Raw genomic sequence first — 25621 nt, 5'->3', positions numbered from 1 at the left:
CGGATCAGACCAGTCCGCGCTTCGCGGCGGCCACTCCGGCCTCGAAGCGGCTGGAGGCGTGCAGCCGATCGCACAGCGAGGTCACCCGCCGCCGGTAGGTGCGCACCGAGATCTCCAGCCGCCGAGCCGCCTGCTCGTCCTTCAGCCCCGCCGACAAGCATCGCAGGATTCGTACTTCCAGCTGCGACAGCTGCGGCAGCGCCGTTCCTAAGGGCGGCGCCGGCCGGGCCTGGTGGAAGGCCCAGGTGGCGACGGCGAGGACGGCCGGGGCGCGCAGCACCGTGCGTTCCCGCTCCGGCCGATCCTGCTGTTTGGGGAGCACCACGGCGATTGAGTCGATCACGGCGAGCCAGGTGGTCAGTCCCGGCAGTATCCGGATCTCGACGCCGGGCCGGGTCGGCGGGGCGAAGGACTCCAGCTCGCCGGGGCCGCCCGCGGTCGTGGGCATCCGGGCGGCCCGCTGGATCTGTAGCAGCTGGCCGACCTGCGGCGGGTTCTTCAGGCACGATTCCTCCACCTCGCGCAGACAGCCGAGGATCTCCCGGTCGGCGCTCTCGACGGCCTGCTTGCGGTCGTACGCGCCCAGCACGTCGTCCACGGCGGCGTGCAGGCGTGCGGCCAGGTCGGGGCAGTCGGCCCGGTCGAGCACCGCCGCGGTCTCCGCCATGGGTCCATTGGCACCCCCGAGCATCGATGCAACCCCTCCCAAAGGCGGATCGAAACGCCTCGCGAGATTCGTCCCGGGCCCGCGGCGCACCCGATGCCCGGGTGCGCCGTTGTCTCCCGACGTGCCGGCGCCGGGCCCGAACCGGCGGCCGTCCGCCGCCCTGTGGCCTGGGCGGCTAACCCCTGCATTACCTCGAATCATGACCATGCGGTCCGCTGTGAGGCAAGCCTGACTTACCCGACTGGAACCACTATAAGGGTTCTTATATGGCGACGTCCCAGATGGCGGCCGTCAAGGGGTTCGGACGATGACCACAAGTCGCCAACCCCCGCCGGTCCACCGATGTTGGCCATTAGTGGGCAATTGCTTGCTGTCCGCCATATGCCCTGGTGAACATGCGTGTCATACCGGGGCGAACGCCGACCGGGCGCGAGCGGCCGACTGCCCGCAGACACGCGAGGGGGACACCGTGACCCTGATTCCCACTATCAAGCCCGGCGAATACTCCGCCGAACTCCCCGCCGAGTTCTCCGCCGCCGAGCTGGCCGACTATCTGAGTGTCTACTGCGCCAACCCGCTGTTCCGCAGTGCGCGGTTCGAGGAGCTGGAGATCGACGACGATCCCTACCGCCGCCCGGTGCGCCCGGAGGATCTCAGCTTCCTGCGGTTCGACCGCCCCTTCGGCCGCCCCGACTCCTCGCGGCTGTCCGCGCTCATCGGGCACCGCATGCTGCTGAACATCCACGACACCGCCAAACCGATGTTCGCCGCGAAGATGACGCCGGAGCGCTGGGAGGAGTACCGGCTGTTCTACGGGGAACGCAACCGGGTCCTTGGCGAGCTGGTACGGCCGTTGCTGGAGAACCACGTCTTCGGCTTCGTCCACGAAGCCGTCGCCGAACAGGTCGCCGACACGGTAGAACCGGGTGTCGCGGACCTGCGAAGCCTGCTTACCGACCTCGCCGAGGAGCGCCATCGCGCGGCGGAGGAGGTCGTCGGCCTGGTCGCCGCAGCCGGGGCTGCTGACGAGGCCGCGAAGATGACCGCGGTCCAGCTGCTGGCCGGCACCATCAACGCGCCGCTGCGGATCAGCCCACTGATGATCCCGGGCCCGGACGGTGCGGGTGGCGGCGGCCTGGCGCCCCTGGCGGCCCTGGCGAACACCCGCGGCGAGCCCCACCCGATCGACACCATCCTGGCCGCGATCATGGACGTGTGCGGATTCGGCGTCCAACCGCACCGCTACTACCAGTACTACCTGCCCTCCACCCTCGCCGCGATGAACTACCTCAACGCCACGGCGCGCGACCACGGCCGGGTCTTCGAGTTCCTCGGCGCCATGTGCGTGCGCACGCTCGACTCGCTCGCCCTGATCGGCGGCCACGGTGGCCGGCTGGCCGAACTCGCCGGTCCCGCCGACACCGCACGGACCGAGGCCGCACTGGCCCACACCGCCCCGGAGGCGGAGACCGCCGCGGCGATCGAGGAGATCACCCGCACCGTTCTGGAACCGCTGTCCCACCGCTTCGGCCCGCCGGCCCTGGCCGCCTTCAACCGCGGCGCGCGCGAATACGCGCTGCTGCTGGACGTCCACCACGACGACCTCACCGTGCAGCTGCGCTGGATCGACAGCGCCGAGGCCTACCGCGCCAAAGCCGAGCGCCTCCAGGCCGCCATCGACGAGCACCACATCCCCGTCGCCCTGGACACGTTCGTCGAGTCCTGGGAGGAGTGCTCCACCACCCACGTCCACGACGACGACCGGCTGCTGGTCATCGAGAGCGGCGAGATGGAGTTCTGGAACTGCTTCTCCGGAACCCACAAGTTCCGCCCCGGGGACAAGCTGTTCATCCCCAAGCACCGGCTGCACGGCTCGGTCGTGCTCTCCGGCGAGTGCGTCTACCACCAGCCGGTGATCAACGCCGACCTGGACCAGCGCTATGGCTGAGTCGACCGTCGGAGGGCTGCTGCCGGACATCCCCGGCAAACGGCTGTTCCGCACCGATCGCCCGGAGGTGCCGCAGGACGCCCCGCAGTGGCTGGTCCAGGCGCTGGAGGTCTTCCGCGCCGACGTCGGGCACGCCGAGTACCCCTGCCACTTCGGCCGTAACGCGCTGCACCTCGGCGAGTTGTTCGGCACCTGGATCGGCGAGGACGGCGAGGACGGCGACCTGGCGACGCTGCGCGACGACCTCGCCGCCTTCCTCGACGCCACCCGGCCGTTCGCTCACCGCCGCATGGCGCTGTCGGCGTTCTTCGCCCCCGAGCCCGGCGCCGACCACACCGCGCACGGCCGCCGGTTCTGGACCGTCCTGCGCCGGCTGTGCGACGCCGACGACCGGCCCTGGCCCGACGAGATCCCCACGGCTCCGGAGCACAACCGCTGGGAGTTCTCCTTCCACGGCGTCCCGATGTTCGTGTTCGCCGCCGCCCCGACCCACATCGCCCGGCGCAGCCGCAACCTCGGACCGGGACTGGTCATGCTGTTCCAGCCGCGCAACGTCTTCGCCGGGATCGAGGGCGGCAGCCCGGCCGGCGTCGTCGCTCGGCGCCGGATCCGGGAACGGCTGGCCGCCTGGGACGCGGTCGAGCCGCATCCGTTGATGGGCGACTACGGTGACCCGTCGAACTTCGAATGGAAGCAGTACTACATCACCGACGCCGACGACGGCGCGATGTACGAAGCCTGCCCGTTCAACCACGGGTTCCCCGAGACCGCCGATGACGCCGCCGATGACGCCGCCGCTGGCGCCGACGCGGACGCCCACGACAACGACGACGCCCTCGCGGTCTCCGCGCCCGCCGACCTCGACGGCTTCGTGTCCCGACAGTTCGAGGAACAGGCGGCGAAGACCCCGACCGCGGTCGCCGTGATCGCCGGTGACGAGGTCCTGGACTACCGGACCCTGGATCGGCGCGCCAACCACCTGGCCCACACCCTGATCGCCGAGGGAGTCCGTCCCGAGGACCGGGTCGGCGTCGTCGCCGACCGCGTCGCCGACACTGTCGTGGCACTGCTCGGCGTGCTCAAAGCCGGTGCCGCGTACGTCCCGATCGATCCCGCCCTGCCCGAGGACCGCAGGGTCCTGATGCTGGACGAGTCGGGCGTCGACGTCGTCGTGGCCGCCGGCCGGCGGTTCGGCCAGGTCCCGGTCGGCCCACGCCGCCTGGTCGCCGCCGACGCGTCCGGCGAGCCGACCGAGGGATCCCCGGTCACGGCGGCGACCCCGGACAACCTCGCCTACGTGCTCTACACCTCCGGCTCGACCGGCGTCCCCAAAGGCGTCATGGTCACCCACCGTCAGCTGGCCCTGGCCACCCTGGCCCAGCGGGTGCCCGAGCGGCCCCGGCCCGAAGCCTTCCTGCTGCCGATCTCGTTCTCCTTCGACGCCTCCGGTGTCGGCCTGTGGTGGACGCTGACCAGCGGCGGCGCGCTGATCATCCCGGCGGACGGCGACCATCGCGACCCGGCCCGACTGCGCGAGCTGATCCAGCTGTACGGCGCCACGCACACCGACTGCACGCCCGCGCTCTACGACCTCATCCTTGGCAACGACCCGGCACCGCTGGCCAGCCTGCGCTGCGCGATCGTCGGCGGCGAAGTGCTGCCGCCGGCCCTGGCCGCCCGACACCGCGCCCTCCTGCCGGAGTGCCTGCTGGAGAACAACTACGGGCCGACCGAGGTCGCGGTCTGGGCCGCGACGCACCTGCTTCGCGACGACCATGACCTGCCGGGCGACCGCGTTCCGATCGGGCGCGCCATCGCCTGTACCCGGGCCCACGTACTGGACGACGGCTTCAGTCCGGTCGCCGACGGCGAGATCGCAGAACTCTTCCTCGGCGGCGGCAACGTCGCCCGCGGGTACCAGCTGCGACCCGGCCTGACCGCCGAGCGGTTCCTGCCCGACCCGGATCCTTCGGCATCGGGAGCGCGGATGTACCGCACCGGAGACTTGGTCCGCCGCACCGAGACCGGACTCCTGGAGTTCCACGGCCGGGCCGATTCGCAGGTCAAAGTCCGCGGCCACCGGGTCGAGCTCGGCGAGGTCGAGGCCGCGCTGCGCGTCCATCCGCAGGTCGTCGAGGCCGCCGCCGCGCTGCGCACCGTCGCCGGCGAACCGGTGCTCGTCGCCTATCTGGCGTTCGCTCCCGGGGCGCAGGTGTCGGACGTCGCGGTGCGCGCTCATCTGGCTCCGCGGCTGCCGGCCTCGTTCCTGCCCTCGCGGATCGTGCGGATGACGGCGCTGCCCCGGCACGCCAACGGCAAGCTCGACCGGGCCGCGCTGCCGGATCCCGCCTCCGAGGCCGATCCGGAAGGCCCCCGATGAAGCTTGTGATGGTTCGCCCCACATATCTGCCCACTGATGTCGGTTCCCTGCGATCCGGCCCGGTCACCGCCGCCGTCGCCGAGCTCGGCCCGCTGGTCGCCCGGCGGGCCCTGAGCGACACCGAACTGCTCGCGCGCCTGGCCGACGTCCCGATCCGTCCGCCCGGGATCAAGCTCGACCGGTCGGCGTTCACCGGCGGCCTGCCGCGCAAGGAACGGCTTTTCGCCGTGCACGACGGGTTCTTCGGCGTGTTCCGCGCTGCCGACGCCGCGACCGAACTGCTCGCCCACTGCGCGCTCGTCGGCTACCGGACCGTATTGCGCGAGGCCGTTCGCTGCGGTGCGACGCTGGACGACGAACAGTGGGGGAGGCTGCGGCACGGCATCGAGGCCACCATCGCCTACATCCTCGGCCTGCCCATCGGCGCGCCGCAGCCCGCTCCGGTCCCGATCGGAAACGCGGCGCTGGATCCGCACCGCCGCTGGCGCAGCGGCCATCACATGTTCTTTCCGCTGATCCAGGCCATCGTGCTGGGCCTGGGCTGCTTCCAGTCCGCGGTGAACGCCGGTCGGATCGAGGCCGCCGACGAGGCGTTGGCCTTCGCGACGGTCGTCATGTCCGCGTCCGGTGACGCCATGTGCTTCGCCTCCGACTTCCAGCCCGGCGACTACGGCGGCGCGGTCCGGCCGGCCATGGCGCCGCCGTATCTGCCGGTCGGCCTGTCCGGGGTCATGTCCGAGGACCACGACCTGCTCATCCGGCGCTTCCGCGAGCTGCGCGAGGTCTTCCCGACCCTGGACGGGCCGCTGGCCGCGCGGCGCGAGGAGTTCATCACGGCCGTCGAGGCCACCTACGACGCCCACAAGCGGGTGTGCGCCAAATTCGACGGCGAGCACGTGGTCAGCCTGCGCATGAGCACGGACAGCACGGCCAAGGCCGTCGGGGTGCTGGAACAGCTGGAACGGTCCCGCCTCAACACCCTGAGGTCCCTATGACGATTCCGGAGACCCTCGCCGAACTGCTCGTCCGCCGCGGTGCGGAGCAGCCGGGCCGTGAAGCCCTGACCTTCCTCGGCGACGACGGGAGGGCCGTCGAGCTCACCTACGCCGAGCTGGACGCGCGCGCACGGGCCATCGCCGCCGCGCTGGCCGACACCTGCCGCGCCGGGGAGCGAGCGCTTCTGCTGTATCCGCCGGGACCCGAGTACGTCGCGGGCTTCTTCGGCTGCCTGTACGCCGGAGTCATCGCGGTGCCCGCCTATCCGCCGTTGGACGCCCGCCAGGCGGCCCGCCTGACGGGGATCGCCGCGGACGCCACTCCCGCCGCCGTCCTGACCGAGGCCGCGTTCCTCGGCATGGCCCGCGACCTCCTCGAACCGGTGCTGCGCGGGACCGGCGTGGCGCCGACCTGGATCGCCACCGACACCGCCGCGTCGGTGGGCGGGCCGTGGCGAGTGCGGCACAACCCGGAACGGGTCGCGTTCCTCCAGTACACGTCGGGCTCCACCGGGCAGCCCAAGGGCGTCGTCGTCACCCACGCCAACCTGCTGCACAACTCGGCCTTCATCCGCGACCGGTTCGGACACTCCGAGTCCAGCCGCGGCGTGATCTGGCTGCCGCCGTACCACGACATGGGGCTGATCGGAGGGATCCTCCAGCCGGTGTTCGCCGGGTTCCCCGTGACGCTGATGTCCCCGCTGAGCTTTCTGCGCGAGCCCTGGCGATGGCTGCGCGCCGTCTCCGATTACGGCGCCACCACCAGCGGAGGTCCGAATTTCGCCTACGACCTCGCGGTCCGCAAGACGACGCCGGCCCAGCGCGAGGCGCTGGACCTGAGCCGGTGGACGGTGGCCTTCACCGGCGCCGAGCAGGTGCGTCCGGCGACACTGGACGCGTTTGCTAAGGCTTTCGCGGCGGCGGGTTTCCGCAGGCGGGCCTACTTTCCGTGCTACGGACTGGCCGAGGCCACGCTCATGGTGACCGGAGTCCGCTTCGACGCCGATCCCGAGGTCACCGCGTTCTCCGCCGATGCCCTCGCGGCCGGTGGCTGTGCGCTGCCGCCTGAGGTCACCGCCGGCGCCGGCGCCGACGCCTCCGAGCGGCGCCTGGTGTCCTGCGGGACGCCTCCGGCCGACGGAGCCGTCGCGATCGTCGATCCGGACAGCGGCTCGCCGGTCGAGGAGGGGACGATCGGCGAGATCACGGTCTCCGGGCCGTCGGTCGCCGCGGGGTACTGGGGTGACCGCGGAGCCGCCGAGTTCGCCGACGGCCGGGTCCGCACTGGCGATCTGGGATTCCTGTACGGCGGCGGGCTGTACATCACCGGACGTCGCAAGGACCTGATCATCGTGCGCGGTCGCAATGTCGCCCCGGACGACGTCGAGCACACCGCGGCGGCCGCGCACCCGGCACTGCGTCCCGGCTGCGGCGCGGCGGTCGCCGTGGAAATCGGCGGCGAGGAGCGGTTGGCGGTCGTGCACGAGGTCCAGGGGCCGAAGCCGCTGCCGCTGGCCGAGATCTCGGGAGCGGTGCGGGCCGCGGTACTGGGAGACCACGGCGTGGCCGTGTCCCGCGTGGTGCTGCTGGGCAAAGGCGGTCTGCCGAAAACGTCGAGTGGGAAGGTACGGCGCTCCGAGTGCCGCCGGGCCTTGGCTGCGGACGAACTGCCGGTGCTGTTCGACGACGGTGCCGGGACTAGCGCGGCGCTGAGAAGCACCGCCGCCGAGCCGACACTGACACCAGCGCCAGCACCGACACCGACACCGACACCGACATCGACACCAGCGCCAGCACCGACACCGGCCCCTGACGCGGCCGAGACCGGCCCGGCCACCGAGGCGCTCGTCGACCTGCTCCGGCAGGCGGCGGCCGGGGTGCTCGGCGTCGCGACCGGGACACTCGACGCCGACGTGCCGCTGGCAGCGCTCGGGCTGGAATCGGTCAAGGCCGCTGACCTGGCGGTGCGCGCCGAGGCAGCCGGCATCCGGTTGCATCTGCCGGACCTGATGTCGGGTGCTGACCTGCGGACGCTGGCCCGTTCGGCGACCGGCACCGAGCCTGCGCCGTCCGCCTCCACCGACGCCCTCACCGAGGGCGAACGCGCGATGTGGTTCCTGCATCGCCTGGCTCCGGACTCCACCGCCTACCACCTCGGCCACGCGGCCGACGTCGCCGGCGCCTTCGAACCTGCCGCGTTCTCCGCCGCGCTGAACACCGCGATCGCCCGTCATGCGGCTCTGCGCACGAGGTTCGGTGTCCGCGACGGCGAGCCCTACCGGATCGTCGGCCCGTCGTCGGTCGACTGGGCATCCGTCGACGCGACCGGCTGGGAGCCGACCCGCGTGGACCGTGCGATCCAAGCCCTGGTCGACGAGCCCTTCGACCTGGAAACCGGGCCGCTGTGGCGGATCCGCCATTGGCGGCTCGGTACCGATCGCCATGTCCTGGCGCTCGCCGTTCACCACATCACGGCGGATCTGTGGTCCCTGACCGCCCTGATCCGCGAACTGATCGGGGCGGCGGCGCCTTCCTCGCCGACGCAGGGCCCGGACATGGCCGCCGCCGTCCACGCCGAGCGCGCCTACCTCTCCACGACCGAGGCACGAGAGGCCCTCGGCCGCTGGCACCACCGCCTGGCCGATCCGCCGGATCCGCTCGACCTGCCCACCGACCGGCCCCGCCCCGCCGTCCAGAGCTTCCTCGGCGTGCGCCATCTCCACGACCTGTCGCCGGACACCGCGCGAGCGGTCGACGCACTCGCCGCGTCCGAACACGTCTCGCCCTACACCGTTCTGCTCGCCGCCTACGCCTGGCTCCTGCACGCCTATACCGGCGCATCCGACCTTGTCATTGGCGCGCCCGCGCCTGGACGCCTGACCACGGAGACCTCCGGCGTGCTCGGCCTCGCGGTCAATGTCGTCCCGGTGCGGTGCGAGCTCACCGTTGACGGAACCTTCCTGGAAACGGTCCGGCATGTCGCCTCCCGCGTGCGCGAGGCGCTGGCCGGACAGCGGATCCCGTTGCCACGCCTCGTCGAGATCGCCCATCCCGACCGTGACCCAGGTCGCAGCCCGCTGTTCCAGACGCTGTTCGCGCTCCAGCAGACCTCGGCCGACGACCCGTTGACCTCGTTCCTGCTCGATGCCGGATCCGTCGACGTCGGCGACCTCCGTTTCACGTCGCGGCCTGTCGCCACCACCGGCGCGCAGCTTGACCTGTCTGTGGAGATCGTCCGCACCGCCGAGAGTCTGCGCTGTGGTCTCACCTATGACAGCGCGCTCTGGGATCCCGACACGGCCATCCGCTTCACTGGCCATTTCGCCTTGCTGCTCAGCCAAGTCGTCGCTGACCCGGCGATCACCGCTGAACAGGTCGATCTCCGCTCCCCAGCCGAGAAGACCGACTGGAACGCCCCGGTCGCCGCAGTATCCGACGAGCTCATCCACGAGGCCGTCGATCGCCACGCATGTCAGACTCCGCATGCCATCGCCGTCCGAGACGGTGACCGTACGATCTCCTACGGCCGCCTGACGCGCTGGAGCGACGCCCTCGCCGACCGCCTGCATCAGCTCGGCGCCAGGCCGGAGGCTCGGGTCGGAATCCTCGCCGACCGTTCCGCCGACTTCATCGCCGCGGCTCTCGCGGTTCTCAAGGCCGGCGCGGCCTATGTCCCCCTGGACCCCGATCACCCCACCGCGCGCCTCGCCTCCCTGGCCGACGATGCCGGGATCCGCCTGCTCATCGGCCCGGAGCCGTACGCGTCCGACCTGGCGCGCGCCCTCGGGCGGGGCGTGTCTCCGGTGGACTCGGCCGAACTAGACGCCGAGCGCGCCGCGCCGCGCAAGATCGCACGCCCGGACAACGCGGCGTACGTCATGTACACGTCGGGTTCCACCGGAGAACCGAAGGGCGTCTGCGTCACCCACACCGGAGTCGTCAACCTGCTCGATGCTCTGGCGAGCGAGGCCGGCGACGTCTGTGCGTGGTGGACCAGCGGCGGCTTCGACGTCTCCGTGTTCGAGATCTTCAGCGCATTGCGCGCCGGGGCCACGGTCGATGTGGTGCCCGCCGAGATCCGGCCGCACGCCGAGCAGTACGTGCAATGGCTCGCCGAACGCGGCATCACTCATGCCTACGTCCCGCCCTTCGCGCTGAGCGCCCTGGAAGCCGGGATCTCGCGGTCGGGATTGCGGCGCCTCATAGTGAGCGTCGAACCGACCCCGGAGCCGTTGCTGCGGCGCATCGCCGCCGGGCTGCCGGGGCTGCCGGGGCTGCCGGGGTTGTCGGGGCTTTCGGTGGTCAACGGCTACGGTCCGACCGAGGCCACGATCTTCGCCACCCTGCACCGGCTCGACCCGGACGGTTCGGGTTCCGGCATGGTGCCGATCGGCCGTGCGGTGCGGAACTGCCCGGTCCGGGTGCTGGACGCCGCGGGCCGTCCGGTCCCGGTCGGCGTGCCGGGGGAGTTGCACGTCGGCGGCGTCGGCCTGGCGCGCGGCTACCTCGGGCGTCCCGGAGCGACCGCGGAGGCGTTCGTGCCGGATCCGTTCGCCGAGCGGCCCGGTGCGCGGATGTACCGCACCGGGGACGTGGTGCGGTACCGGCCCGACGGACATCTCAGGTTTCTGGGACGCCGCGACCAGCAGGTCAAGCTGCGAGGGGTGCGGATCGAGCTCGGCGAGGTGCAGGCCGTGCTGGCCGCCCAGCCGGGCGTGGGATCGGCGCTGGTGGTGACGCGGCCGATCGGCGGACAGCCGGTGCTGGTCGGCTACGCGGTGCCGGACGGGCCGGTCCCGCCGGCGCCCGCCGACCTCCGAGCCCGTCTCCGCACCGTCCTCCCGGCGCCGATGGTGCCCTCGGCCGTCGTCGTCCTCGACGCCTGGCCGGTGACCGTCAACGGCAAGCTCGACCGCCGCGCCCTGCCGCTCCCGGAGGCGGTTCGCGGCCCGGCGTTCGAACCTCCGGCCGACGACCGCGAGCGCACCGTCGCCGACATCGTCGGCGAGCTGCTGGGCGGACGCCGCGTCGGACGCCACGACGATTTCTTCGACCTGGGCGGTCACTCCCTGCTGGCCGCGCAGGCCGCTCTCCGGATCGGAGCCGCGCTCGACGTCGACGTGCCGGTGGTCGCGCTGTTCAGCCACCCGACGGTCGCGGGGCTGGCCGAGGCGTTGGCCGCGGCCACCGCGCCGGCGGCGCCGATCACCGTCCTGCCCCGGGCGTTCGACGACCCCGCCGCCCTGGCCGCGCGCATCGCCGCGTTGCCCGACGACATCGTCCAGCTGCTGACCGACGAGGTGAGTGGAGCATGACCGACCTGTCAGCGCCGAGGCGCCAGCTGGCCGAGCGCCTGCATGCCGACGCCGAGCGCGGCCTCACGACGTTTCCGGCGACCGCCGCACAGCGCCGCATATGGCTGCTCCATCACCTGGCGCCGCACAGCTCGCGCTATACGATGCCGGCCGCGCTGCGCCTGTATGGCGAGCTGGACCTGCCCGCGCTCCAGCGCGCTCTCACGGCCGTCGCGACCCGGCACGAGGCGCTGCGCACCGTTTTCTCCACGATCGACGGAGTCCCGGTGCAGCAGGTCCATGCTGAAGCCGATATCCGGCTGGAGATCCGTGAGCGCAACGGGGTGGAGCCCCTCGACGCCCTGCGCGCGGCTGTCGCAGAGCCCTTCGACTTGGCCGCCGGTCCTGTGGTGCGCGCGATCCTGTGGCCGATGGACCCCGGCGAGTACCTGCTCCTGATCGCCGTGCACCACATCGCCGCAGACGCCTGGTCTCTGCCGATTCTGCTCACCGATCTGGCAGCGGCCTACCGCACCGAGCACGACGGCGAGACACCGGCTTTCGCGCCGCTTCCGATCCAGTGCGGTGACTACGCGGTCTGGGAAGCCGGAGCCGATGCGCGTGCGCAAGCTGACGCGGCCGTCTCGTACTGGCAGCACACTCTCGCGGATCCGCCCGAGCCGTTGGACCTTCCGACCGATCGTCTCCGCCCGACGAGCGAGGCGGGCCCGGCCGCGACGTATCGCACGGTGATCCCAGCACACGTCGTGGGGCAGCTTCGTAGCCAGGCCCGCGAATCCCGGACCACTCTGTTCACCGTTCTGCACGCCGGGCTGGCCGCCGTCCTGCGGCGGTTCACGGGCTCCCACGACCTGGTCGTCGGCGTCCCGGTCTCCGGACGGATCCGTCCGGAGACGGCCGCCCTGGTCGGCTGCTTCGTCAATACGTTGCCGCAGCGCACCGTCATCGACGACGGCACCGGCTTCTCGGCGCTGGTGGAACAGGTTCGCGACCGCGGTCGCGAGGCCCTCGCCCATCAGGCCGCGCCGCTGGAGCGGATCGTCGCGGCATCCGGTGCCGCGCGGGTTCCGGGCCGCGCGCCGTTGTTCGACGTCGGACTCACGCTGCAACCCCGCCTCGATGTCTCCGACCTGCTGGCCGGAGTGCGCGCCGAGCCGGTGCCGATCGACGCCTCCGATGCCAAGTTCGACCTCGGCTGTCTGATCGAGGAAGACGGCGAGGCCCTGCACATCGCCTGGGAGTACCGCTCCGATCTGCTCGACGCCGCCACGGTCGGCTCGTTGGCCGACTGTTTCGCCGGGTTCCTGGCCGCGGCGGTCGCCGACCCGGCACGGCCGATCGGTGAGGTGCCGCTGGCCACGGACGCTGCCGAAGCCGAAGGTCCTCAGGCGCGGTCGCAGCACACTGGGACAATCGTCGACCTGTTCGCCGCGATGGTCACGGCGAGCCCGAACGCGCCGGCCATCGTCGATGGCGACCGTACCCTCAGCTACCGCGACCTGGACCGGCTCACCAACCAGATCGCCCGGGCCCTGCGCGGTCGCGGAGTAGGCCCGGAAACCCCGGTCGGCGTGTGCCTGCCACGGTCCGCGGACTTCGCGGTGGCGTGCCTGGCAGTGCTGAAGGCCGGCGGGCACTACGTGGCGCTGGACGCCGGATATCCGCAGCAGCGTCTGGAACTCATGCTCGCCGAAGCCGGAATAGCCCACGCCATCACTACGACTCCGGGTGCTGATTTCCTCGCGACGGTCGACACCCTGTTCATCGATCACCGCGACTCCTGGGCCGAACAGTCCGAGAGCGCGTTCGAGGAATCGCCGCATCCTGACATGCTGGCGGCTCAGATCTTCACCTCCGGCTCCACCGGACGCCCCAAGGCCGTCGCGCTCACGCATCGCGGCGTCGTCGACCTGGTCCGGCCCGGCGACTACAGCGGCCTGGGCCCGGACCGGACCCTGTTGTGGCTGTCGTCAGTGTCCTTCGACGCGGCCACCTGGGAGATCTGGGGCACGCTGTTGCACGGTGCGTGCGGCGTGGTGCATCCCGAGTTGGCGTTCACCGCTGAAGCGATCGGTGCCGCCATCCGCGAGCACGGTGTCACTGCGGCTGTCATGGCGACCGCGCTGTTTCACGCGGTCGTGGACGAGGATCCGGCAGCGCTGTGCGGGCTGCGGACCGTGCTGATCGGCGGCGAGGCGCTGTCGGTTCCGCACGTACGCCGCGCTCTGGCGGCTGCGCCCGGCCTGATCGTCGTCAACGGTTACGGCCCGGCCGAGGCGACTACCTGTGTCACGGCGTATCCGGTGTCGGTTGGCAGCAGGGATATCAGCGGTCTGCTGAGCGTTCCGATCGGCCATGCGGTCAACGGCAGCCGAGTGGTTTTGCGCGACGCCGACGGCCGTCCGGTGCCAAGCGGGGCGGTCGGCGAGGTGTGGATCGGCGGTCCCGGGCTGGCTCGCGGCTACACCGGTCAACCTGCGCGGACAGCTGAGCGTTTCGTCCCCGGGCCGGACGGCGAGCGCTGGTACCGCACGGGCGATCTGGCCCGCCGGCTCGGCGACGGTTCGCTGCTGTTCCGAGGACGCGGCGACTCGCAGGTGAAAATCCGCGGCCATCGTGCGGAGCCGGGCGAGGTCGAGGCCGTGCTCATGCGGCACCCAGCGATCACGGCGGCCGCCGTGACCGCACACCGGCTCTCAGCCACGGACAACCGACTGGCCGCGTATGTGGTCATCGACCACCCGACCGCCATGGCGGAACTGCGCTCCTGGCTGGCCACGACCCTGCCGGACTACCTGGTTCCCGCCTCGCTCTCGGTGATCGACTCCCTCCCGCTCACCCGCAACGGCAAGGTCGATCCGACTCGGCTGCCGGTACCCCGCTGGGCCGAACACTCTGCCGACCCGGCCCGCCCTCGGACCGCGACCGAGGACGCCGTCGCCCGGATCTGGGCGGAACTGCTGGGTGTGGAGGACTCTGCGATCGGCCCCGACGACGACTTCTTCGACCTCGGAGGCCACTCGCTGCTGGCGTCGCGCCTCGTCTCGCGCCTGGCCGCACGGCTTGGCGTCGCCCTCGACCTGATCACGGTGTTCACCCGCACCACGCTCGCTGCCTTGTCCGAGGTCGTGGCGGCGGCCGAACCCGGCTCGGCGGCCGGCGCGATCGAGCCGGGACCACGCCCGGCGCCACTGTCGTACGCACAGGAGCGGTTGTGGTTCCTGTCCCGCCTGGAGCCCGATTCCCCGGCCTACCATCTGCCGCTCTCGGCGCGGATCATCGGGCCGCTGGACGCTGCCCGCCTGGCCACGGCCTGGGACACGGTGGTGGCCCGGCACGAAGTCCTGCGCTCGGTGGTTCGGGAAGGTGACGAGGGGCTCTTTTCCGTCCTGGCCGAGCCGGTCGCGCTGCTGTATGTCGACGCCGCCGCCGATCCGGCGCTCGCCGACCGCCTGCTCCTTGACGTCGTGCGGCGGCCGTTTGACCTGGCTCGGGAGGTCCCGGTCCGGGCCCTGCTGGTCCGCGTCGGCGACGAGGAGTACGTGCTCTCGGTCGTCGTCCACCACATCGCCGCGGACGGCTGGTCGGCGGCGATCCTGGCCGAGGAGATCGGTGCGGCGTATTTGGGCCGGGCCGAAGTCCCGGCCGAGTCGGTCGTCGTCCAGTACGGCGACTTCGCACACTGGCAGCGGAACAGGATGACCGGGGCGGCCCTAGGCGCCCTCACCGCCTTCTGGCGCTCCGAACTGAACGGCGCCCCTCTCGTGGTGGAGCTGCCGGCCGACCGCCCGCGGCCGCCGCGCCAGCGGTTCGACGGAGCTGCGCTGCCGCTGGTGGTCCCGGCTGCGCTGGCGGTCCGGATCAGGGCTTTGGCCGCCTTGGCGGGTTGCACCGAGTTCATGGTGCTGGCGGCCGCATTCGCCGCCATGCTGTCGGCCTACAGCGGGCAGCACGACGTGCTGTTCGGGACGCCCGTCGCGGGCCGCCCGCACCCGGATGTCGAGCGCACCGTCGGCAGCTTCGCCAACACCGTGGTGCTCCGTGCGGACCTGTCCGGGGAGCCGACCGCGCGCGAGCTGCTGGCGCGGATGCGGCGGGTGTGCCTGGCGGCGTACGCGCACCAGGACCTGCCGTTCGAGAAGCTCGTCGAGGCGCTGGCCCCGGAGCGGGACCTGTCCCGGAACCCGGTGGTGCAGACGATGCTCGCGCTGAACAACACCGCCCCGCCGCGCCTGGAGCTGCCGGGACTGCGGGTGCGGCCGCTCGCGGCCGAGTTGCCGGTCACGCGGTTCGACCTGGCGCTGTGGCTCACCGATGGCGACGACGAAGGCGGTGACGGTCATGACCGTGGTGGCGATGTCGGCGGTGGCGGCGATGGTCGCGGCGAAGGCCGTCACGGCCGTGTCGGTCCTGGCGGTGAAGACCGCGCTGGTGACGCTGGTGGCCGGGGGTTCGGGGGAATCGGCGGCTTCTGCGAATACGACACGGCGTTGTTCGATCAGCAGACCGTGTCCGGAATGCTCGGGCACTTCGTCGAGCTCCTGGACGCGATGACCGCTGACGCGGACGTCGTGCTCGAAACGATTCTGACAGAGACCGACGCGCAGTCCTTGAGCGATTGGGGTGACGGATCCGAGCTGCTGGTCGGTGAATCCGTACTGGCCGCAGTCGCCCGAACCGCCGCCGCCGATCCGCACCGGTCGGCGATCGCTGCGGAGGACGGCTCGGTGTGGAGCTACGGACAGCTGTGGCAGTCCGCCGGGAAGGTGGCCGCGCAGCTCCGGTCGGCCGGTGTCGCGTCCGGCGCGGCCGTCGGGATCTGCGCCGGACGCACTCCTGGCACGGTTTCCGCGCTGCTCGGATGCTGGCTCGCCGGTACGGCGTACGTGCTGTTGGATCCGGCGCTGCCCGAGGCGCGGCTGCGGCGAATGGCGGAGATCGCCGATGTCGCCGTGGTGCTGACGGATTCGGAGTCGGCAGCCCGGATCACCTTCGCGGCGGTGCTGCCCATCGACGCCGACGTGATTGCCGGTTCGGCCGCTCTCGTCGACCGGTCGCACGCGGTGCCGGCGGACAGCCCCGCCTACATCCTCTTCACCTCCGGCAGCACCGGCGAACCCAAGGGCGTCGCCGTCCCGCATTCTGCCCTGACCGCTTTCCTCGCCGCGATGACGGGCCACGAGCCCGGATTGTCCGCGCGCAGCCGACTGGTCGCGGTCACTCCCTTCACCTTCGACATCGCAGCCCTCGAACTCTTCGGCCCGCTCACGTCCGGGGCCTGTGTCACCCTCGCCGACCCGGCCACCACCCACGACGGGACGGCGCTCGCACGGCTGTTGGAGGCTGCCGACTGCGACGTGCTGCAGGGCACCCCGGCCACCTGGCGGCTGCTCCTGGACGCCGGGTGGCGGCCCGGACCGGGCTTCCGTGCGCTGTGCGGCGGCGAGGCGCTGCCCGTTGGGGTGGCGTCCGAACTGCTGAAACACGGTGCCGAGCTGTGGAACCTCTACGGGCCCACCGAGACGACCGTGTGGTCCACCGTCGCGCGCGTCGACGACCCCGACCGCATCGGGATCGGGCGACCCATCCCCGGCACCGCGCTGAAACTCGCGACCGGATCGGGCTCCCGCGTCCCGGTCGGCGCGGTCGGCGAGGTCTGGATCTCCGGAGCCGGACTGGGCCTCGGCTACGCCGGCCGCCCGGCCGCCACCGCTGAACGCTTCGTCCCGGCAGCCGATGGAGCGCGGTGGTACCGCACTGGGGATCTGGCGCGCTACGACCGGGCCGGGCGCCTGGCGCATCTGGGCCGGGCAGACGCGCAGCTGAAGATCCGCGGCTACCGCGTCGAGCCCGGCGAGGCCGAGTCCGCCCTCACCGCGCATCCCGGCGTGTCGGCTGCGGCAGTCGTCGCGCGGGAAGGCCGTCTCGTCGGCTACTACGTGCTCGACCCGACAGCGAAACAGGGTCCTGATCCCGTCGGGCTGAGGACCCACCTGGGCAGCCTGCTGCCCGGCTACCTGATTCCCGATCTGCTGCTCCCGCTCCCCGGGCTTCCGTCGACGCCTCACGGCAAGCTCGATCGCGTCGCGCTGGCGGCCCTTCCGATCCGGCCCGCAGCCACCGGTCCGGACCTCGGCCCGCGCGGCGGACTGGAGGCCCTGGTGGTCCAGGTCTGGTCCGACGTCCTGGGCCGCCCGCTGGCCGGTGGCGACGACTTCTTCGCTGCCGGGGGCCACTCCCTGGACGCCGCCCACGCCGCGACCCGCCTGTCCGCCGTGCTCGGCACGGACGTCCCGGTGCTGACAGTGTTCGAACATCCCAGTCCGAGTGCGCTCGCCGACTGGGCCCGGGCCCGGACCGCCGGACCCGCCGACCCGGTCCCGGTGCTGCCCGGCGACGGCCCGTTCCCGTTGTCCTCGGCCCAGGAGCGCCTGTGGTTCCTCGCCGAGTACGCACCCGAGTCCCCGGCGTACAACGTCCCGATCGCCGCTCGCCTGACCGGCCCGCTCGACGTCCCCGCGTTGCGTCGCGCGTTCGATGCGCTCGTGGTGCGGCACCCCGCTCTGCGGACGGTGTTCGAAGACGTCGAAGGCCGCGCCGTCCAGCGCAGCCTCCCGGCGTCGGAGGCGGCCCTGAGGGTCATCGATCTCGCCGCTGTTCCGGACCCCGAGCAGCTCGCGGCCGTGCTGGCCGACGCCGCGGCCACTCGGCCGTTCCGTCTCGCCGAGGGCGAGCCGCCGTTCCGCGTCACCGTGATCCGGCTGTCGGAGCACGATCACGTCCTGGTCCTGCTGCTGCACCACATCATCGCCGACGGCTGGTCGGTCTCGCTCCTGGCGCGCGACCTGGCCGCCGCCTACACCGGGACCGAACTGGCCGAGCCCGCCCTGCGCCACAGTGACTACGCCGCTTGGCAGCGCGGCCGCGGCGCCCGGGCCGCCGGCCAGCTCACCCGGCGCCGCGAGGAACTCGCCGGCGCCCCGCACACCCTGGAGTTGCCCGCCGACCGGCCCCGACCGCCCGAGCGCCGCCACCGTGGCCGCACGCTGCCCCTGGCGGCCGGGACCGGCCTCACCGGACGTATCAGAACCCTGGCCCAGGAGTCCGGCGGCACCGAGTTCATGGTGCTGCTCGCCGCCTTCGCCGCCACCCTGACCCGGTTCAGCGGCCAGGAGGACCTGCTGATCGGCACTCCGGCCGCCAACCGGACCGTTCCCGGCGCCGCCGACGTCGTCGGCCTGTTCGCCGAGACCCTCGTGCTGCGCGTCGACACCTCCGGTGATCCGACCGTGCGGGAACTGCTGGGCCGCGCCCGCCGCGCCTGTCTGGACGCCTACGCCGCCCCCGACGTCGCGTTCGAAACCCTGGTGGAGGCGATGGCGCCGCAGCGCGACCCGGCCCGCAGCCCGCTGTTCCAGGTGATGATCGCGCTGAACAACGCCGCGGGCGCGGTGCCGGAACTGCCCGGCCTGGCGGTCGAGCCGCTGGCGGTGCCGAACCGCACGGCCAAGTTCGACGTCGTCCTGAACTTGATCGACACTCCCGACGACACCCCCGACGGCATCGCTGGCGGTCTGGAGTACGACACCGACGTCTATCAGGAACCGTTGATGGCCCGGTTCGCCGAGTACTACGTGCGAACCCTGCGCGAGTTCGTCGCCGACCCCGACCGGCCGCTGTCCGAAATCAGCACCCTGAGCCCGGCCGAGCAGCAGACCTGGCTGCGCGACTTCAACCGGGTACCCGCCGACTACGACCCCCTGGTGTGCCTGCACACCCTCGTCGAGACCCAGGCCGCCGCGACTCCCGACGCGGTGGCGGTCTCCATGGCCACCGACCTCGGACAGCCCAGGCCCCGGCTCACCTATGCCGAACTCGACAGCCGCGCCAACCGGCTCGCCGGGCACCTTGTCGACCGTGGCGTGCGGCCCGACGACGTCGTCGGCGTCGCGCTGCCGCGCAGCCTGGAAGCGGTCGTGGCCCAGTACGCGATCCTCAAGACCGGCGCCGGATTCCTGCCCCTGGATCCGGCGCAGCCTCCGGCACGGCTGGCCGACATCCTCGCCGACGCCGGCGCGCGCCTGGTCGTGACCGACACCGCGGGCGACCGGGTCCTGCCGCCCGAGCCCGCGCACATCCACATCGACCAGCCCGAATGGCAGACGACCGGCGACGCCGGACCGCTGTCCGTGGCCGTCTCCCCGGGGCATGTCGCCTACGTCGTCTACACCTCCGGATCCACCGGCAAGCCCAAGGGCGTGCAGATCGAGCACCGCGCCATCTGCAACAACCTGCTGTGGATGCAGCAGGACTGGCCGCTGGACGCCTCGGACCGGATGCTCCACAAGACCACCACCACCTTCGACGTCGCCGTGAAGGAGGTGTTCTGGCCCCTGCTGGCCGGCGCCGAACTCGTTTTGGCCAGACCGGGCAGCCAGCGGGACCCGGAATACCTCGTCGACCTGATCGAGGACGCGGGCATCACCATCACCCACTTCGTGCCCTCCATGCTCGAACTCGCGGTGGAGGCGCTCGACGCCGCCGGCGCCGTGTTCCCGGACTCGCTGCGCTACGTCATGTGCGGCGCCGAGACGCTGCCGGTCGCGACGCAGGAGGCGTTCTTCGCCCACGGCTCTGCCGACCTGCTGCACATGTACGGACCCACCGAGACCGCGATCGCCGTCACCGGCTGGACCTGCAAGCGGGCCCAGTCCCGCAGCCGGGTGCCGCTCGGCGTCCCTATGCCGCTGGTGGAGCTCTACGTCCTGGACCGCCACGCCAGACCTGTTCCGCCCGGCGTGTGGGGGGAGCTGTATGTCGGCGGCGCCTCGCTGGGCCGCGGATACCTGGGCCGGGCCGCGGAGACCGCCGCGGCGTTCGTGCCGGACATGCTCTCCGGCCGCAGGGGCGCGCGGCTGTACCGCACCGGCGACGTGGTCCGGCACGGCCCCGACGGCCTGCTGGAATTCCGCGGCCGCGCCGACAACCAGATCAAGATCCGCGGCTTCCGGGTCGAGCTCGGCGAGATCGAGGCCGCCCTGGCCGCCGAACCGGACGTGCGCCAGGCAGCCGCCGTGCTGCGGGGCCGCGGCGCCGACGCCCGGCTGGTCGGCTACGCAGTACCCGCGCCCGGGGAGGACCTCGATCCCGAGGATCTGCGCCGTCGGCTGCGCGGCCGCCTGCCGGACTACATGGTCCCGGCCGACATCGTGGTCCTGACGGCGATGCCGCTCGGCGACAACGCCAAGATCGACCGCGCGGCCCTGCCCGACCCTGTGCCGAGGCAGCGGACCGGATCGGCAGCCGCGCCACGCGACCCCTTCGAGACGGCCGTCGCCGAAGTCTGGGCCGAGATCCTCGGCACCGACACCGGCCTGGTCGGCGTCGACGACGACTTCTTCGTCCTGGGCGGCAACTCGCTGCAGGCCGCGCGCATCGCCGCCCGGCTGCGCGAACGCTTCGGGTGCGAGCTGCGGCTGCGCGATGTCTTCGTGGACCCCACGGTCGCCGGGATCGCCCGGCTGCTGCGCGCCGCCGGCCAGACCACCACCATCCGGCGGCAGGTCCGCCGGGCCCAGACCACCCAGTCCGAGAGAAGACTGCCATGACCACTGTGCAGGACTCCGCCGGCTTCGACGCCGCGACGCAGGACGTCTTCCCGCTCTCCTTCGCGCAGGAGCGGATCTGGTTCCTGGAGCAGCTCGATCCCGGCAGCGCCGCGTTCACGATCACCGCCGCGCTGCGGGTCCAGGGCCGCCTCGACGCCGTCGCCCTGGACCGTGCGCTGACCGCGCTGGCCGATCGGCACGAGGTGCTGCGGACCAGGTTCGACCACGACGGGACCGCGCCGGTGCAGATCATCGCGCCGGAAGCCAGGACGGTGCTGCGCGTCGTCGATGTCAGCGGCCTGCCGGGGGAGCAGGCGCGCGCCGCGGCCGAGTCGGTCGGCAGGCAGCAGGCGGGGTCGTCGTTCGAACTGCGGCAGGGTCCGCTGATGCGCGCCGCGCTGGTGCGGATCACCGCGGACGAGGGGCTGCTGTTGATCGTGCTGCACCACACCGTCTGCGACGGCTGGTCGGCCGACCTGCTGGTCCGGGACCTGGCGGAGCTGTACCGGGCCGAGGTGCGCGGGGTGGCGGCGGAACTGCCCGAGCTGCCGATCCAGTACGCGGACTTCGCAGTCTGGCAGCGCGAGACGTTGGCCGACAGCGGTCTGGACGAGCAGCTCGCGTACTGGAAACGAGCACTGGCCGGCGTCCCGCGCGTCCTGGACCTGCCGACCGACCACCCGCGCCCGCCGGAGCAGGACTTCGGCGGCGCGATGGCCTCCCGGGAGATCGGACCGGAGCTGGCCGCGACGCTGGTCGACGCCGCGCGATCCGAGGGCGCGACGCCGTTCATGCTGCTGCTGACCGCGTACCAGGCCGTGCTGGCCCGGCGCTCCGGACAGCCGGCGTTCATGATCGGCACGCCGGTGTCCGGACGAACCCGCCCGGAGACCGCCGACCTGCTCGGCTGCTTCATCAACATGCTGGCCCTGCCTGTCGACGCGTCCGGCGACCCCACCCTGCGCGACCTGCTGGCCCGCGCTCGCCGCACCTGTCTGGACGGATACGCGCACCAGGACCTGCCGTTCGAGCACCTCGTCACCGAACTCGACCCACCCCGTGACCTGGGCCGCGCGCCGCTGACGCAGGTACTGCTGGCGGTGCAGGACGGGCTCTCGGGCGAGGTCGGGGTCGACGGCGCGACACTGTCGCCCGCGCCGGTCGCTGGCGGCGTGGCCAGCTACGACCTGACGCTGGATGCCCAGCTGGCCGCCGAAGGGTTCCGGCTGAACCTGGTCTACGCGACGGCGTTGTTCGAGGTGGGGACCGCCGAGGGGATCCTCGCAGACGTTGTCGCGGTGCTGACCGCGATGGGCGAGGACCTCGGGGTGCGGGTGTCGGCGCTTCCGGTCGGGGCAGGGCTGGCGGCGGTTGCTGAGGTGAGCTCCGACGAGGCGCAGAGGGTTGCCGAAGAGGTGCTTGGGATCAGGCGTGTACCCGAGAGCCTTGCCGAACGCGCCGGTTCGGAGATCGGAGCGATAGCTGCTTTGTTCTCGGATCGCCCTGTCGTGGTCGGGATCTGTGTTCGGGATGAGACGGTTCGCGAGTGCGCTAGCGCGATCGCACGCCTCTTGGGCACCCCGTTCATCGAGCTGGATCCCACCGCGCCGCCCGCATACCTGGCGCGGCGCCTTGATCGTGGCGTGGTACTCCTCACAGATCGTGAAGACCTGAAAGATCTTCAGATCTCAGTCATCGACCCCACCGCTGGCGCGCAGGCGATGGATTCCGGCGGCGACTCTTGGGATCGGCTGGCCCGAAGGCTGTCGCAGAGCTTCCATCCGCTGGTGCCAGCCCAGGTCAGCAGTGATTTGTACTTCCCGCTGCGTGCTCTCGCGGGTACCGACCCGACGCTCGGGCTCACCGACTTCACTGGTTGGCCGGCCCTCCCCGGAGCCCGTGGCGAACTCTGGTTCTCCGGCACGGTCGAGCCACTCCACCATCGCGATGGCGCTGCGCGGACCGCCGAGGTCCTCACCCCGGCGCCGGACGGCGCGCGCTGGCTTCGTACCGGCCGCACCGCACGGCTGATCGACGGTGTCGTCGAACTCCTTGACTCGCCGGATCTGGCAGAACTCGAAGCTGCCCTGTGCGCCCACCCGGAGGTCACCGCCGCTGCCGCCGTTCGTACCGCCACCGGTGAGACCGTCGCGGTGTACGTCGCCGAGACCGTCGCGGAACCGGATCTCGTTGCCTTCCTGGCCTCCGAGCTCCCCGCTCGGCTCCTGCCCGACCGGTATCTCGGGCTGTCCGAGCTGCCCGACACTCCTGAAGCGCTCCTCGCCGCGACCGCGCGGCGAACCAGCGGCTACGAAGGCGCCGTCCGTCCCCGTACTCACCTGGAGCGGGCGATCCTGGACTGCTTCGGCACGGTGCTGGACCGTCGCGACATCGGTGTCCACGACGACTTCTTCGAGGCCGGTGGCACGTCGCTCACCGCTGCGCGGCTGATCGTCGCGCTGCCGGAGGCCGTCGGGATGCCGGTGCCGCTGAAGACGCTGTTCACGCACTCCACCGTCGCCACCCTCGCCGCCGCGCTCGAAGGCCCCGACGGGCCCGGTGTTCCCGACAGCGCCGTGGCCGCCGCGCTGCATGACGAGCAGCTGCCCGCCGACGTCGTCCCCTCCGGCGTCGCGAGGCCCGTGCCACCGGACGGCGGCCTCGGGCGCGTGCTGCTTACTGGAGGCACTGGGTTCCTTGGCGGCCACATGATTGCCGAGCTTTTGCGGAACGGTGCGACCGAGGTCGTGTGCCTGGTCCGTGGTGAGAATCCCGCCGAGCGTCTGGCGGCGAACCTGGCCGACTACGACCAGGACGTCGACGTCGCCAAGCTGACCGTCCTTCCCGGCGACCTCACCCTGCCGCGTCTCGGTCTGGACGAGGCCGGCTTCGCGGAGCTCGCCGACCGGCTCGACGTCATTTACCACTGCGCCGCGCACATGAACTTCATCCTTCCTTACCGCGTGCTGCGCGCCCCCAACGTCGTCGGCACCACCGAGATCCTGCGCCTGGCCTGCACCGGGCGTCCGACGCCGGTCCACTACATCTCCACCATCGACATGCGGGTCGGCGACGTCCTGCCCGAACGCCCCGGACCCTTGGACGTCGGCACCTCCGACGGCTACGTGCTCAGCAAGAAGACGGGGGAGCACCTCGTCCTGGAGGCCGGACGGCGGGGCCTGCCGGTCGGGGTGTACCGGCCGTGGCTGATCACCGGCGCCACCGGCACCGGCGCGGTCGGCATCCGCGACCAGCTGGCGCTGTGCCTGGCCGGCAGCCTGATCGCGGCCCTGATGCCCGAGGACACCCCGATCCCGCTGCACGTGCTGCCGGTGGACCAGGTCTCCGGCGCGATCGTCCGCCTGTCCCGGCTCGCACCGCGGCCCAACCCTGTGCACCAGTTCTACAACCCGCAGGTCGCGCCGATGAAATCCATCCACGAGTACCTCACGCAGACCGGCTACCGGTTCGACACCGTGCCGTACGCGCAGTGGCGCGTACAGCTGGCCCGCCGCACCGCCGGACGCCTGGACGGCCTGGCCGCCCTGCTGTCGATCGACGGCCCGATGAACGGCGACCCGGGCGTGGTCGAGATCGACAACACCCTGTCCGGCCTCGGCGGCGACGCCGGCTTCCCGGCCATCGATGTGGAGTACGTCGCGAAGACAGTCGCCTTCCTGGTCCGGCAGGGCATGGTGCCCGAGCTCAGCGAGAGCGGGGCGCGGTGATGACGGCTGGGACCACCGGGCTGTGGCTGCGCTGGGCGGCTGATGCTGCTGCTGGCACTGCCAATGCCACCACCGCGGTTGCCATGAACGCTGCCGCCGCTCGCACTGCTGGTGCTGTTGCCACCGCCGCCGCTGAACCCGCTGCTGCCGGCATCGCGGTTACCACGAGCGCTGACACCGCTCACACTGTCGACGCTGCTGCTGCCGGCACCGCTACCGCCGCCGGCACCACCGCCACCGCCACCGCCGACTCCGCCGTCCGCCTGTTCTGCCTCCCGCACGCCGGCTCCGGCCCGGCCCGCTACCTGCGCTGGGCCGACCGTCTGCCCGGGATCGACCTGATCGGGGTCTGCCTGCCCGGCCACGAGCGCCGCGTCGTCGAACCGCCGCTGCGCCGCGTCGTCGACATCGTCGACGCGCTGGCCGACGCCATGGCGCCGCACCTCGACCGACCCTTCGCCCTGCTCGGCCACAGCTTCGGCGGCCTGCTCGCCTTCGAACTCGCGCGCCGCCTGGAAGCCGACGGGGCCCGCCCGCTGCACCTCTTCATCTCCGGCGCCGCTCCCGCGCCGTCCCGGAGCGCCGACCCGCCGGTGCGGACCCTGACCGATCCGGCCTTCCTCACCCACGTCCGCCGCCTCGGCGGACTGGACCCCGACGTCCTGGCCCATCCCGACCTCGTCGACCTCGTCACCCCGGCCCTGCGCGCCGACTACGAGGCCGCCGAGGCCCACACCCCGGACCCCGCCGCGACCGTGACCGCACCGATCACCGCGCTCGGCGGACTGCACGACCCCGCAGCACCACCGGGCGCCTTGACCGCCTGGGGGCGGTGCTCCGCCGGACCGTTCACCCGCGTCACCCTGCCCGGCGGCCACTTCGCCCTGTTCGACCAGGAGCACAACGTGCTCCGCACCGTCCGGACCACCCTGACCGCGGCCGACCGGGCCACCCACGCGGCGGGCCGCACCTGAAGGAGG

At 72.1% G+C, this 25621-nt stretch carries 8 protein-coding genes; 7 read left to right on the top strand and 1 reads right to left on the bottom strand.

The annotated features are described in order from the left end of the window. Nucleotides 1–4 precede the first annotated feature (4 nt). Nucleotides 5–667 (bottom strand): response regulator transcription factor, encoded by a 663-nt coding sequence (locus ABD481_RS21475; protein ID WP_344667500.1) that lies wholly within the window; start codon nt 665–667, stop codon nt 5–7. 469 nt (nt 668–1136) lie between these two features. On the opposite strand from ABD481_RS21475, the gene ABD481_RS21470 reads away from it, so the two are divergent. The 7 genes from ABD481_RS21470 to ABD481_RS21440 are packed head-to-tail and all read left to right on the top strand — an operon-like array spanning nt 1137 to nt 25615. Then, complete coding sequence (locus ABD481_RS21470; protein WP_344667499.1) at nt 1137–2615, top strand: cupin domain-containing protein; 1479 nt, start codon at nt 1137–1139, stop codon at nt 2613–2615. Next, nucleotides 2608–4995 carry an amino acid adenylation domain-containing protein gene (locus ABD481_RS21465; RefSeq protein WP_344667498.1) on the top strand — a complete coding sequence of 796 codons (2388 nt, stop codon included), beginning with the start codon at nt 2608–2610 and terminating at the stop codon, nt 4993–4995. The genes ABD481_RS21470 and ABD481_RS21465 overlap by 8 nt, the downstream gene beginning before the upstream one ends. An 8-nt stretch (nt 4996–5003) precedes the next feature. Next, nucleotides 5004–5990: a hypothetical protein gene (locus tag ABD481_RS21460; RefSeq protein WP_344667497.1), complete on the top strand. Its 987-nt coding sequence runs from the start codon at nt 5004–5006 to the stop codon at nt 5988–5990. After that, nucleotides 5987–11305, top strand: a complete 5319-nt coding sequence (locus ABD481_RS21455) for an amino acid adenylation domain-containing protein (RefSeq protein WP_344667496.1) — start codon at nt 5987–5989, stop codon at nt 11303–11305. The genes ABD481_RS21460 and ABD481_RS21455 overlap by 4 nt, the downstream gene beginning before the upstream one ends. Further along, nucleotides 11302–20913, top strand: a complete 9612-nt coding sequence (locus ABD481_RS21450; protein WP_344667495.1) for a non-ribosomal peptide synthetase — start codon at nt 11302–11304, stop codon at nt 20911–20913. Before ABD481_RS21455 ends, ABD481_RS21450 begins: the two co-directional genes overlap by 4 nt. Next, nucleotides 20910–24641, top strand: coding sequence for a thioester reductase domain-containing protein (locus ABD481_RS21445; protein WP_344667494.1), 3732 nt, complete (start codon nt 20910–20912; stop codon nt 24639–24641). The genes ABD481_RS21450 and ABD481_RS21445 overlap by 4 nt, the downstream gene beginning before the upstream one ends. Continuing rightward, nucleotides 24641–25615: a thioesterase II family protein gene (locus ABD481_RS21440; RefSeq protein ID WP_344667493.1), complete on the top strand. Its 975-nt coding sequence runs from the start codon at nt 24641–24643 to the stop codon at nt 25613–25615. Before ABD481_RS21445 ends, ABD481_RS21440 begins: the two co-directional genes overlap by 1 nt. Nucleotides 25616–25621 lie beyond the last annotated feature (6 nt).

It is taken from the genome of Catenulispora yoronensis (genome assembly GCF_039531695.1).
Classification (GTDB): domain Bacteria; phylum Actinomycetota; class Actinomycetes; order Streptomycetales; family Catenulisporaceae; genus Catenulispora; species Catenulispora yoronensis.
This window is presented reverse-complemented; position numbering and strand designations above follow the sequence as displayed.